The organism is Umezawaea sp. (assembly GCF_057122925.1).
This window is the reverse complement of record NZ_DBNGPQ010000031.1, coordinates 1-12,421: the sequence shown is the minus strand read 5'-3', so window position 1 is coordinate 12,421 and position 12,421 is coordinate 1. Positions and strand designations below refer to the sequence as shown.

11 protein-coding genes are annotated in these 12,421 nt (G+C 72.2%); 10 read left to right on the top strand and 1 reads right to left on the bottom strand.

The window, feature by feature from the left end; all coding sequences use genetic code 11:
- Positions 1-13: 13 nt before the first annotated feature.
- The 10 genes from AC156L_RS04535 to AC156L_RS04490 all read left to right on the top strand — a co-directional run bounded on the left by AC156L_RS04535 (position 14) and on the right by AC156L_RS04490 (position 11,387).
- Positions 14-454 carry a DoxX family protein gene (locus AC156L_RS04535; RefSeq protein ID WP_330875039.1) on the top strand — a complete coding sequence of 147 codons (441 nt, stop codon included), beginning with the start codon at positions 14-16 and terminating at the stop codon, positions 452-454.
- Complete coding sequence (locus tag AC156L_RS04530) at positions 451-2,229, top strand: ABC transporter ATP-binding protein (protein WP_330875038.1); 1,779 nt, start codon at positions 451-453, stop codon at positions 2,227-2,229. Before AC156L_RS04535 ends, AC156L_RS04530 begins: the two co-directional genes overlap by 4 nt.
- On the top strand, positions 2,226-4,037 hold the full coding sequence (locus AC156L_RS04525) for an ABC transporter ATP-binding protein (protein ID WP_330875037.1): 1,812 nt from the start codon (positions 2,226-2,228) through the stop codon (positions 4,035-4,037). The genes AC156L_RS04530 and AC156L_RS04525 overlap by 4 nt, the downstream gene beginning before the upstream one ends.
- A 12-nt stretch (positions 4,038-4,049) precedes the next feature.
- The gene (locus tag AC156L_RS04520; RefSeq protein ID WP_330875036.1) at positions 4,050-5,507 is read left to right on the top strand and encodes an FAD-dependent monooxygenase; all 1,458 of its coding nucleotides are present in this window, start codon (positions 4,050-4,052) and stop codon (positions 5,505-5,507) included.
- A 69-nt stretch (positions 5,508-5,576) separates the two neighbouring features.
- Positions 5,577-6,311, top strand: coding sequence for a class I SAM-dependent methyltransferase (locus AC156L_RS04515; protein WP_330875035.1), 735 nt, complete (start codon positions 5,577-5,579; stop codon positions 6,309-6,311).
- A 19-nt stretch (positions 6,312-6,330) separates the two neighbouring features.
- Positions 6,331-7,152, top strand: coding sequence for a DUF5602 domain-containing protein (locus AC156L_RS04510; protein ID WP_330875034.1), 822 nt, complete (start codon positions 6,331-6,333; stop codon positions 7,150-7,152).
- A 2-nt stretch (positions 7,153-7,154) separates the two neighbouring features.
- Entirely contained in the window at positions 7,155-8,066 is a 912-nt protein-coding gene (locus AC156L_RS04505; RefSeq protein WP_330875033.1) for a thiamine pyrophosphate-dependent dehydrogenase E1 component subunit alpha, read from the top strand.
- Positions 8,063-8,293, top strand: a complete 231-nt coding sequence (locus tag AC156L_RS04500) for an acyl carrier protein (RefSeq protein WP_330875032.1) — start codon at positions 8,063-8,065, stop codon at positions 8,291-8,293. The genes AC156L_RS04505 and AC156L_RS04500 overlap by 4 nt, the downstream gene beginning before the upstream one ends.
- A complete protein-coding gene (locus tag AC156L_RS04495) occupies positions 8,290-10,362 on the top strand; it encodes a 2-oxo acid dehydrogenase subunit E2 (protein WP_330875031.1) in 2,073 nt (690 codons plus the stop codon). The genes AC156L_RS04500 and AC156L_RS04495 overlap by 4 nt, the downstream gene beginning before the upstream one ends.
- Positions 10,363-10,376: 14 nt before the next feature.
- Positions 10,377-11,387, top strand: a complete 1,011-nt coding sequence (locus AC156L_RS04490) for a 3-oxoacyl-[acyl-carrier-protein] synthase III C-terminal domain-containing protein (protein ID WP_330875030.1) — start codon at positions 10,377-10,379, stop codon at positions 11,385-11,387.
- Positions 11,388-11,440: 53 nt separating this feature from the next.
- On the opposite strand, the gene AC156L_RS04485 is transcribed toward AC156L_RS04490, so the two are convergent.
- Positions 11,441-12,421 (bottom strand): non-ribosomal peptide synthetase (locus AC156L_RS04485; protein ID WP_484406617.1); only part of this gene is annotated, 981 nt, incomplete at its 5' end.

The following is a 12,421-nucleotide window of genomic DNA, read 5'->3' as shown; positions in this document are numbered from 1 at the left end:
AGAGGACACCGCGATGACCGCCACCGAAGTCCGGCCAGTCACCGGCACCACGACCACGTCCCAGAGCCGGATGCTCGCCGGGTTCCGGGTGGTCATGTCGTTCCTGTTCATCCTGCACGGCTGCATGGGCCTGTTCGGCGCCTTCGGCGGCATCGACGGCCAGGGCGGCTCGGTCTCGTTCCCGACGTGGCCGGACTTCTGGGGATCGGCGATCCCCTTCGTCACCGGCGTCCTCGTGCTGCTCGGCCTGTTCACCAGGCCCGCCGCCGTGCTCGCCTCGGGTGCGATGGCGTTCGCCTACTTCGTCGTGCACGTCCCGATGGGCGGGCTGTGGCCGCTGGCCAACGGCGGTGAGCTGGCCGCGATGTTCAGCTGGATCTTCCTGCTCATCGCCGTGTTCGGCCCCGGTTCGTTCGCGCTGGACGCCGTGCTCCGGCAGCGCAGGCGGCCGTGAGCGGTCCGGTACCCGGCCGCCGCTCCTGGCGGCCGGGGGCGGGCCCCGTCACCCACCTGTCGCTGCTGCGCGCCTACCTCGGGCCGCAGCGCGCGAGCGTCGTGGTGATGATCGTGCTGCTGGTGCTCTCCATCCTCCTGGAGATCGCCGAGCCGCGGATCGTCGCGCACTTCATCGAGTCCGTCCAGCTCGGCCGCCCGGAGAGCGCGCTCGTCGCCATCGCGCTGCTGTTCCTCGGGGTGGCCGCGTTCCGGCAGGTCGGCAGGGTCATCGCCGCGTACGCGAGCGAGCGGGTCTCGTGGACGGCGACCAACGCCGCACGGGAGGACCTCGCCGCGCACGTCCTGGACCTCGACCTGAGCTTCCACGAGTCGCGCTCGCCCGGTGAGCTGATCGAGCGGATCGACGGCGACGTGAACCAGGTCGCCGAGTTCTTCTCCAGCCTGATCGTGCACCTCGTCGGCAGCGTGCTGCTGGTGATCGGCATCCTGACCGCGCTGACGTTCCTGGACTGGCGCATCGGGCTGACGTTCGCCGCGGTGACGCTGGTCGGGTTGTACGGGCTGGCCAAGGTCGCCGCCGTCGCCACGGTCAAGTGGGAGGACGACCGCGAGCAGAGCGCCCGGTTCTTCGGCTACGTCAGCGAGTCCGTGCGCGCGACCGAGGACCTGCGCTCGTCCGCCGCCACCGGTCACGCGCTGGCGCGGTTCCACCGCCACCTCAGGGCGTGGCTGCCGGTGAAGGTCCGCGCCGAGGGCTGGGGCAGCGCGATCTGGGTGGTGCTGTCGCTGGTGTTCACCGCCTGCATGGCGTTCGCCTTCGGCTACGGCGGGATCTTCTACCGCAACGGGACCATCTCGTTCTCCGGCGTCTACCTCGTCGTCGCGTACGCGACGATGCTGACCACGCCCATCGAGGTGCTGCGCCTCCAGGTGCAGAACCTCCAGCAGGCCGGCGCCGCGATCCGCCGCATCGCCGAGCTGTTCGGCCACCGGTCCACCGTGGTCGACGGCACGGAACCGCTGCCGCGCGGGGCGCTGTCCGTGCGCTTCGAGCACGTGGGGTTCGGCTACTCCACCGACGGGGCCGAGCGCGAGAAGGTCGTGGAGGGTCTGTCGTTCGACGTGGCGCCGGGGGAGACCCTCGGCCTGGTCGGGCGCACCGGCGCGGGCAAGAGCACCGTCGCGCACCTGCTGTCGCGGATGTACGACCCGGTCGAGGGCCGGGTGCTGCTCGGCGGGGTCGACGTCCGCGAGGCCACGCTCACCTCGCTGCGCAGCCAGGTCGGGCTCGTCACGCAGGACGTCCAGGTGTTCGACGCCTCCCTGCGCGACAACCTGACCTTCTTCGACACCACCGTCGACGACGACCGGCTGCTCGCGATCATGGACGAGCTGGAGCTGCGGCCGTGGCTCGCCACGCTGCCCGACGGGCTGTCGTCGCGGATCTCGCCGAGCACCCTGTCCGCGGGGCAGGCGCAGCTGCTCGCCCTCGCGAGGGTGTTCCTCAAGGATCCCGGTCTGATCATCCTCGACGAGCCGTCGAGCAAGCTCGACCTGGTCACCGAGGCGATGCTCGAACGTGCGCTGGACCGGATGCTCGCGGGCCGCACCGCGATCGTCATCGCGCACCGGCTGGACACCATCCTGCGCGCCGACCGCGTGCTCGTGCTGGACCGCGGCGCCGTCGTCGAGAGCGGCGCCACCTCCGACCTGCTCGGCGATCCGGGGTCCCGGCTCGCCGAGCTCCACCGCATCGGGCAGGTGCTGCGATGAGCCGGACGACGACGAGGGCGCGGTCCACGAAGGACAGGGCCGCGAAGGACAGGGCGGCGATCCCGCCGACGCTCGCGTTCCTCTGGCGGCTGATCACCTACAGCCCGTGGCGCTACCTGCTGGCCGCGGCCGGGTGGGTGGTGTTCCACCTGTGGCCGCTGCTGCCCGGCGTGCTGGGCAAGCTGCTGTTCGACGTCCTGGAGGGGCGGGCGGCGCCGGGCACCACCGTGTGGACGGTCGTGGCGATCATCGTCGCGGGTGGGCTCGCCCGGTGCACGGCCATCATCGGCGCCACCGTCGCCTGGGCGGGCTGGTACCTGCGGGCGCGCGGCCTGGTGCAGCGCAACCTGCTCGACCGCGTGTTCAAGCTGCCGGGGGCGCAGGCGATGCCGAAGACCGTCGGCGAGAGCATCTCGACGGTCCGCGACGACAGCGACGCCATCGCGCTCATGGGCGGCTGGGGCTTCGACATGCTGGCGGGCATCATCTTCGCCGTCGGCGGCCTCGCCATCCTGCTCACCGTCGACGTCACGATCACCGTCATCGTCATGGTGCCGCTCGCGGTCGTGCTGGCGCTGGCGCAGTTCGCCAGGGCGCGGGCGTACCGGGTCCGCGAGCAGAGCCGCGAGGCGACGGCGCGGGTCACCGGCACCATCGGTGAGATCGTGGTCGCGGTCCGCGCGATCAAGGCGGCGGACAAGAAGGACGAGGTCGTCGAGCGGCTGCGCGGCGACAACCGGGTGCGCAAGACCGCGATGATCCGCGACAAGGTGCAGAGCCTCGCGATCGACTCGGTGTTCAACAGCACCGCGAGCCTCGGCGCCGGTCTCGTCCTGCTGGTGGCGGCGGGCCAGATGCGGTCCGGCGACTTCACCACCGGCGACTTCGTGCTCTTCGCGACCTACCTGATGCAGGTCGCCGAGTACACGTACTTCATGGGCTACCTGGTCCGCACCTACCAGCAGTCCGGGGTGTCGTTCGTGCGCGCGGCGGACCTGCTCCAGGGCGCCCCGCCGATGACGCTGGTCGACCACCACCCCCTGCACCTGAAGGCGGAGCCGCCGCCGGCGGACCCCCTCCCGGTGGTGGAACCGCTGCGGGAGCTGGAGGTCCGGTCGCTGACCCACGTTTTCCCCGGCTCCGGACGCGGGGTGCGCGACGTGTCGCTGACGATCAGACCGGGCACCGTGACGGTGGTGACCGGGGAGGTCGGGTCCGGGAAGACGACGCTGCTGCGCGGCGTGCTCGGCCTGTACTCCGTGCAGGACGGCGAGATCCGCTGGAACGGCGAGCGGGTCGACGACCCCGGCGACTTCATGGTGCCGCCGCGGGTGGCGTACACGCCGCAGAACCCGACGCTGCTGTCCGGGACGATCAGGGAGAACGTCCTGCTCGGCCTGCCCGACGACGGCCGGGTCGACCGCGCGGTGCACACCGCCGTGCTCGGCCCCGACCTGGAGCGCCTCGACGACGGTCTGGAGACGGAGATCGGCGTGCGCGGGGTGCGGCTGTCCGGCGGCCAGGTCCAGCGCACCGCCGCCGCGCGGATGTTCGCGCGGGAACCGTCCCTGCTGGTGATGGACGACCTGTCCAGCGCGCTGGACGTGGAGACCGAGCAGGAGCTGTGGCGGCGCATCTTCGCGACGTCCACCACGTGCCTCGCGGTCTCCCACCGGCCCGCGGTGCTGGAGCGCGCCGACCAGGTGCTGCTGCTCAAGGACGGCCGCGTGATCGCGGCGGGCCCGCTCGCCGACCTGCTGGAGTCGTCCGCGGACATGCGGATGCACTACCGGACCCCCACAGCCTAAGGAGTGATCGCGTTGTCGCCACGGGTGATCGTCGTCGGCGCGGGGCCCACCGGCCTCGCGCTGGCCGCGGAACTGGCCGAGGCCGGGATCGACTGCCACGTCCTGGAGAAGCGGGGCACGCGCGCGGAGCTGTCGCGCGCGTTCACCATGGAGCCCCGGACGATGGAGCTGCTGGACATGCGGGGCCGGGTGGAGGGGGTGCTGGAGCACGGGAGGCCGTGCCCGAACCCGCCGGTCGGCGACGAGACGGGCTACCTGGACTACGGCCTGCTCGACACCCGCTTCCCCTACAGCCTCATCATCCCGCAGCACCGCACCGAGGGCGTGCTCCAGGACGCCGCGGTGAGGGCGGGCGCCGTGCTGCGCACCGGTGTCGAGGTCGTCGGGCTCCGGCAGGACGACACGGGCGTCGAGGTCGACGTGCGCGGCGCGGACGGCACGACCGCGGTCGAACGCGCCGACTACCTGGTGGGCTGCGACGGGGTCAACAGCACCGTCCGCGCCGCGATCGGCGTGGACTTCGACGGCTGGAACTACGACGACTCCGTGATCATGGGCGATTGCAGGCTCGGGAACCCGCCGTCGCCGCCCGCGTTCGCGCGGATCACCAAGCGCGGCATGGTCGCGGTGTTCCCGTTCCGCGACGACACGTTCCGGGTGATCGTCTTCGACCACGAGAAGATGAAGCTGCCCGCGGACCTCCCGCTCCCGCTTGAGGACCTGCGGGAGAGCTGCACGGCCATACTGGGGATGGACGTGGAACCGCACGACCCCGTGTGGCTGTCCCGGTTCCGCAGCTCCCAGCGGCATGCCAAGAGCTACCGCGTCGGCCGCGTGCTGCTCGCGGGGGACGCCGCGCACACGCACATCCCGTCGGGCGGCCAGGGGTTGCAGACCGGCATCCAGGACGCGTTCAACCTCGGCTGGAAGCTGCGCGCCGAGATCGAGGGCTGGGCGCCGCCGGGACTGCTCGACAGCTACGAGGCCGAGCGGTACCCGATCGCCGCCGAGACGCTGCGCAAGACCGACCTCTCGTTCCGCTTCGAGACGTCGAACGGCGCGGGCGCCAGGCTGATCAGGTGGGCGGTGATGAAGCTGGTGCGCGTCAAGGCGTTGCAGCGGATGAACCTGGAGCACCTCGCCGGGCTCACCCTGCGCTACCCCGGCGACGGGCGGGGTTCGTGGGTCGGGCGGCGGGTGCCGGACCGGCCGGTGACCGGCGGACGGCTGTTCGAGTCCTTCCGGGACGGTCGTTTCGTGCTGATCGGCGCGGAGGCCGGGCCGTGGGCGGACCGGGTGAACGCGGTGCGGCTGACCGAACCCCTCGCCAGGCGCTGTCCCCCCGTGGTGCTGGTGCGCCCCGACGGCCACGTCGCGTGGGCCGGTGGGGCCGCCGGACCCGAGCTGGACGCGGCGCTGCGCCGCTGGTGCGGCGAGCCCGCGCGGCGGTACGCGTCGAGAGAGGTCTGAGAGTCCCCCCGCGAACACTCGTGGGTACGGGAAACGCAGAGCCACCGAAACGTTAGGGGACGCAGCATCATGCAGAACTATTCCGCGGAGTCGTACGGCAACGCGATCGCTGCGGTGTTCGACATCGTCAACGACGACCCCCAGGAGGTCGCGGGCATCGTCGGCTTCCTGCGCGGCTACGTCGGCGACGGCCCGGTGCTGGAGCCGGGCATCGGCACCGGCCGCATCGGGATCCCCCTGGCGGAGTCGGGCGTCGAGCTCTACGGCGTGGACATCAGCAAGGAGATGGTCGACCAGCTCAGGGCCAAGCCGGGCGCCGACAAGGTGACCGTCGAGGTGGGCGACATGAACGACGTCGACTTCGGCAGGCAGTTCTCGCTGGTGTACCTCGCCCAGGGCACGTTCGGCTCGCTCCTGCGCGCCGACGCGCAGCGGCGGTTCCTCCAGTCCGCGCGCAAGCAGCTCGCCCCCGGTGGCCGTCTCGTGGTGGAGTCGATGGAGGTCGACGACACCCGCTTCACCCACGACCAGTACGTCACGACGTCGCTGCTCGACGTCACCCACGTGGTGCTCAGCGCGGCGATGCGCGAGCCGGACGAGCAGGTGCTCAGCATCCAGAACGTCCTGCTCACGCCCCACGGGATCCAGCTCTACCCGGTCAAGTTCCGGTACTACACCGCCGTCGAGCTCGACGAGATGGCGGACGAGGCGGGACTGCGGCTGCTGGAGCGGTACTCCGACTGGGAGAAGGCCGACTACACGCCGGGCGACCTGCGCCACATCTCCGTCTACGGCACCAACTGAGCTGGAAGGGACAGCGTCAATGACCACGTCACGCAGACGAGCACGCCGCGGCCTCGCGATGATCCTCGCGGTCGGCACCGCCGCGGCGGGGATCGCGGGGTGCGCGCCCAGCAGGGCCAGCACCGCGGAGAACGGGGACATGACGGTCCTCGGCGACACCGTGGCGCTCGGGCTCGGCATGATGAAGCCCTACGTCACCATCGACAAGTCCGGCAACCCCACCGAGATGGGCATCCGGCTGACCGCCGCGGCGCTGGACGGCCTGCCGCAGGGCGAGGCGCCGTCGCACTGGATGGTCAGCTTCCCGGACGAGGCGGGCCCGACCGTCGTGAAGAACGCGATGGTGAACTGGTACCCCAAGGGCCGCAAGCCCGCCGAGCTGTTCGGCGAGCCGCAGATCGCGTTCCACTTCTACACGATCGACGCCAACGAGGCGATGGCGACCATCGACCCGAAGGGTCAGCCCGCGAAGGCGAACAAGCTGCTGGACCCGAAGTACGTGGCGGTCGACTACATCGCCGAACCCGGCGACCCGGTCGAGAAGACCGTGCCCGGCATGGGCCTGCACTGGCTCGACAAGAACCGCGAGTTCGGCCCCGGCAAGCCGGAGTTCACCGAGGTGTTCGTGCACGGGTCGTGGGACGGCAAGCAGATCTTCCTGGAGCCGCTGGCCACCCGGAAGTTCCTGCTGACCAAGCCGGACGTCACCGCGCCGGTCAAGCAGCCCGCCGCCGTGCAGTTCGACGGCTACTACCCGACCGACTACACCATCCGCTACGACCAGCCGACCGACGAGTACGTGGTCTCCATCGGCCGCATGGTGAAGCGACAGGCGTCCTGACGATGGACGCCTTGTCCGACGGGGACGTGGAACTGCTGGTCGGCATCCGGCACTTCGAGCTGGCGCTGCTCCGCGTGTTCGGCGAGGGCAAGGTCAACGGCACGACCCACACGTGCCTCGGTCAGGAGTACGTCCCGGTGGCGCTGGCGCCGCTGCTCGACGGCGACTTCGTGCTGAGCAACCACCGCGGCCACGGCCACTACCTCGCCCACTTCCGCGATCCCGCGGGGATGCTGGCCGAGATCATGGGCCGGGCCGGGGCGGTGTGCTCCGGCGTCGGCGGCAGCCAGCACGTCCACCGGGACGGGTTCCTGTCCACCGGGGTGCAGGGCCAGAGCCTGCCGCTCGCGGTGGGCATGGGCCTGCACTACAAGCGCACCGGCGCGAACCGGGTGGCCGCCGCCTACATCGGCGACGGCACCTGGGGCGAGGGCGCGGTCTACGAGGCGCTCAACATGGCGGCGCTGTGGCGGGTGCCGGTGCTGGTCGTGGTGGAGCACAACGGGATCGCGCAGTCCACACCGACCACCGCGCAGCTGGCGGGCACCATCGGCGACCGCGTGCGGGCGTTCGGCCTGGACTTCACCGAGATCACCACGCACGACATCCCGGCGATCCGCGCCGAGCTGGCCCCGGTCGTCGACCGGGTCCGGCACGAGCACCGGCCCGCGGTCGTGCAGTTCACCACCCGCAGGCTCGGACCGCACAGCAAGGGCGACGACACCCGTTCCGCGCAGGAGGTCGAGGCCCTGCGGGCCGCCGACTGGTACGCGGAGCTGGCCACCGCGCTCGGCCCGCGGTTCACGGCCGTCGACGAGCGGGTCAGGACCGAGGTCGACCGGCTGGTCGCCGAGGTGGAGGCGCGTCCGCCCTCGACGTGGGCGGACCTGGCGGAGGCGGGAGCGGTCCGATGAGCGAGCTGGTCAACCTGGTGGCGACCGTGCTCCGGGTGCCCGTGGACGCGGTCGACGACGACACCGGCACGGCGACCACGGCCGCGTGGAGCAGCCTGCGGCACGTCGAGATCGTGGTCGGGGTGGAGAAGGCGTACGGCGTCCGGCTCACCCCGCGCGAGGCGCGGTCCTGCCGTTCGGTGCGCGCGCTGCGGGACGTGCTGTCGGACAGGGGGATCACGCCATGACCGAGCTCGCGCCCCGCGTGGTGGAGAGCCTGAACTCGGCCCTGCACAGGCTCTTCGACGAGCGCGCGGACCTGTACCTGCTCGGCGAGGACGTCGTCGACCCGTACGGCGGGGCCTTCAAGGTCACCAGGGGCCTCTCGACGAGCCACCCGGACCGGGTGCTGTCGACGCCGCTGAGCGAGGCCGGGATCGCCGGTGTGGCGGGAGGTCTCGCGCTGTCGGGCGACCAGGTGGTGCTGGAGGCCATGTTCGGCGACTTCGCCGCGCTCATGTTCGACCAGGTGCTCAACCTCGTGTCGAAGTCCGTCACCATGTACGGCGGGCGCAAGCCGATGCGGGTGCTGCTGCGCTGCCCGGTCGGCGGCAACCGCGGCTACGGCCCGACGCACAGCCAGAGCGTGCAGAAGCACTTCATCGGCATCCCCAACCTGGCGCTGTACGAGACCACCCCGTTCCACGAGGCCTACCCGCTGGTCGCGCACGCGCTGGACCACGGGCCGTCGATGCTGTTCGAGGACAAGGTCCTCTACACCCGGCGGCTCTACCGCGACGGCGTGGTCGACGCCGACCTCCGCTTCGCCCTCGTCGGCGCGGCCCCCGGCTGGGCGCACGTGACACCGGTCGACGGCGCGCCCGCCGACGTGGTGCTCCTGTGCCCCGGCGGCGTGGCCCACCGAGCCGTCGCCGCGGCGCACGCGCTGCGCGCGCGGGGGATCTCGGTCCACCTGCTGGTGCCCGGCCTGCTGCACCCCCTCGACGTCGATCCGGTGCTGGACCTGGTGGCGGGCGCCGGGCTCGTGGTCGTCGCGGAGGAGAGCACCGCCGGTGGCACGTGGGGCGCGGACGTCGCCGCCGTGCTGCACGAGCGGCTGTGGTCCAGGCTGGCCGCGCCCGTGCTGCGGCTGTCGTCGGCCGACTCGATCATCCCGACCGCCCGGCACCTGGAGGAGCGGGTGCTGCTGGGGGAGCGGCACATCGTGGAGGCGGTCACCGCCGCACTGGGCGCGCGCCGCTCCACGCCCACGACGGCACCGGTCGTCGTGGAGCCCGAGGCCGCGTCCGGTGTCCCGGTGACGGCCCCGAAGCTGAACAACAACGACGCCACCTACCTGGTGGTGGACTGGCTGGTCGAGGACGGCGCGACCGTCGAACCCGGCACGCCCCTGGTGGAGCTGGAGACGTCGAAGGCCGTCGAGGAGATCGCCGCGGACGCCGCAGGCGTGCTCCGGATCGTCGTGCCGTCGGGGACCGAGGTGGAGTTCGGCGCGCTGCTCGCCGAGATCGGCGGCCCCGGACCGGCCCCGGAGGCCGTCCGCACGGAGGCCGTCCGCACGGAGGCCGTCCGCACGGCGCCGGACGCCGAGCGGGCCCCGACCCGCCCGCACGTCCACCTGCTCGACCGCGCCCAGCAGGGCACGGCCGCCGTGGTCACCCGCGCGCACCGCGAGGTCCCGGCCGCGTTCACCGCGATCGAGGTCCGGGTCGACGCGCTGCTGGAGCGGCTGCGGCGGCTGTCCGACGAGAGCGGCGCCGACGTCGGTGTCGCGGACGCCGTCGTGAAGGCCGTCGGCCTGGCGCACGCCGACTTCGGGCACCTGTTCGGCAGCCTGGTCGACGAGCGCACGGTGGCCCTCACCGACACCGCCGACGTCGCCGTGACCCTGGACGCGGGCCACGGGCTCTACACCCCGGTCGTGCGCGACTGCGCGGGCCGGTCGCTGGTGGACGTCTCGGACGACCTGATGGACTTCCGGATGAAGGCGTGGCGCGGCGAGTTCGCCGCCGCGGAGCTGACCGGTGGCGCGATCACCGTGTCCCTCAACACCGACGACGACGTGCTGCTCGTGCAGCCGATCGTGATGTGGCCGCAGCTCTGCATGGTCTCCGTCGGCGGGCTGCGCGGCCAGGTCGTCCTCGACGACGGCGCACCGGTGGCCACGACGGTCGTCGTGCTCGGCCTCGCCTACGACCACCGGGTCGTCAACGGCGCCGACGCCGTGCGGTTCCTGCGCTTCGTCGCGGACTGCCTGCGCAAGCCGGACCGGCTGGAGAAGCTCGTCAGCAGTTGAACAGGGAGGTCGCGGTGACGTACGGGTTGGTCGCGTTCGGCACGGCCAAGGGGGAGAAGGTCGCCGTCAAGGAGGTGGTGGCCGAGTACACCGAGGACGTCGAGCGGGTGCTCGGCTACGGCTACGACCACGTGCACCGGGCGGGCGGCGACGTCGGGCTGACCGACCTCGCCGCCGAGGCCGGGACCGCGGCGCTGGCCGCGGCCGGGCTCCAGGCCCGCGACGTGGACCTGCTGGTCCTCGCGGTCACCGACATCGCCGAGTACCTGTACTGGGACGCGGCTGCCGCCGTCGCGCACCGGCTCGGACTGCGCCGCGCGGAAGCGGTGCTGGTCGACCAGGGGTGCGTCGGCGGCGTCACCGCGTTCGACGCGCTGGCGGGCAGGTTCGCCACCCACCCGGACTACCGGACGGCGGTGGTGATCGCCGCGAACCGCACGGCCGAGGCCTACTGGAACCGCCTCGGCACCCACTCGCTGCTGTTCTCCGACGGCGCCGCCGCGGCGGTCGCCGTCCGCGGAGCCCGGTCGCTGCGCTGGCTCGCCTCGCACGCCGAGACCGACGGCGCCTACGCGGACTTCTTCCGGATGGACACCGGCGGGGCCGCCGAGCCGTTCGCGCCCGGCGGGCCCGTGCCCGCGGTGCGCGACGCGTGGGACGTCATGGCGCACTTCGACTACGACACCGAACGCTGCACCGCCTTCGCGGAGGAGATCGACGACCGCACCGCGCGGGCCGTGCACCGCGCGTGCAAGCGGGCAGGCGTCACCGAGGAGGACCTGCGGTGGCTGGTGCTGCTCAACGACAACACGAGGGTGCTGACCGCGCAGGCGGACCTGGTCGGTGTGCCGGTGGAGCGGACGAACCTGTGCTGGGCCGCCCAGAACGGCCACTTCGGCGCGGCCGACCACCTGTTCGTCCTCGCCTCGCTGCACGAGTCCGGTGAGCCGGTGGCCGGTGACCTGGTGGCGCTGGCCGCGAACGGTCGAGGGATGCACTGGGCGTCCGCGATCCTGTCCTGGTAGCGCCCGCTCCACCACGTCGCGGCCCTCCGGCCTGGCCGGAGGGCCGCGGTGCGTCAGGAGCCGCCCAGGGTGCGCTGGAGGCGCGGGATCGTGGTGCTCCGCGGCTGTTCCGGCAGCGGTGGGAGGTGGACGGCCAGCTCGGCCACCGTCGGGTGGTCGAAGACCAGGCGCAGGTCCAGCGAGCCGCCGGTGCGGCTGGTCACCCGGCTGACCATGCGGCTCGCGAGCAGCGAGTGCCCGCCGAGGGTGAAGAAGTTGTCGTGCACACCGATCTCGCCCCGGTCCAGCAGTTCCGCCCAGATGTCGGCGAGCAGCTTCTCGGCCGCCGTCGTGGGTGGTTCGTACCGGGTCGGCGCCACCGGGGTGGGGTCGGGCAGCGCGGTGCGGTCGACCTTGCCGTTGGGGGTCAGCGGCAGTGCGTCGAGGGTGATGACCTGGTGGGGGATGAGGTGGTGGGGCAGGCTGCCGCGCAGCGCGGCGAGGTCGACCTCGCCGACGACGTGGGCGATCAGGTGGTCGTCCTTGACGGTGACGACCGCGTCGGTGACGGTCGGGTGTGCTTTGAGGACGGTTTCGATCTCGCCGGGTTCGATGCGGTGGCCGCGGATCTTGACCTGGTTGTCGGTGCGGCCGAGGTAGTCGAGGTGTCCGTCGGTGCGCCAGCGGGCGAGGTCTCCGGTGCGGTAGAGGCGTCCTGGTCCGTGGGGGTTGGGCAGGTAGCGCTCGGCGGTGAGTGCGGGGCGGTCGTGGTAGCCGCGGGTGATGCCGAGGCCTTCGAGGTACAGCTCGCCCACCGAGCCGACGGGGACGGGGCGCAGCGAGGTGTCGAGGACGTGGGCGCGGGTGCCGTCGACGGGCCGGCCGATGGGGGTGCGGTGGTGGCGCGGGTCGGTGGTGGCGTGGGTGGAGTAGGTGGTGTCCTCGCTGGGCCCGTAGAGGTTGTGCAGGGTCCGGATGGTGGGGTGTTGGTGGAGTTCTCGGACGAGTTCGGGGGAGAGCGCTTCGCCGGCGAGGTTCATGGTGCGGGCGTTCGG

Excerpts from the sequence above, each read along its gene's own strand:
- AC156L_RS04500 (WP_330875032.1), top strand. The coding sequence starts at position 8,063 with ATGAGCGAGCTGGTCAACCTGGTGGCGACCGTGCTCCGGGTGCCCGTG.
- AC156L_RS04505 (WP_330875033.1), top strand. The coding sequence starts at position 7,155 with ATGGACGCCTTGTCCGACGGGGACGTGGAACTGCTGGTCGGCATCCGG.
- AC156L_RS04525 (WP_330875037.1), top strand. The coding sequence starts at position 2,226 with ATGAGCCGGACGACGACGAGGGCGCGGTCCACGAAGGACAGGGCCGCG.
- AC156L_RS04535 (WP_330875039.1), top strand. The coding sequence starts at position 14 with ATGACCGCCACCGAAGTCCGGCCAGTCACCGGCACCACGACCACGTCC.
- AC156L_RS04495 (WP_330875031.1), top strand. The coding sequence starts at position 8,290 with ATGACCGAGCTCGCGCCCCGCGTGGTGGAGAGCCTGAACTCGGCCCTG.
- AC156L_RS04510 (WP_330875034.1), top strand. The coding sequence starts at position 6,331 with ATGACCACGTCACGCAGACGAGCACGCCGCGGCCTCGCGATGATCCTC.
- AC156L_RS04515 (WP_330875035.1), top strand. The coding sequence starts at position 5,577 with ATGCAGAACTATTCCGCGGAGTCGTACGGCAACGCGATCGCTGCGGTG.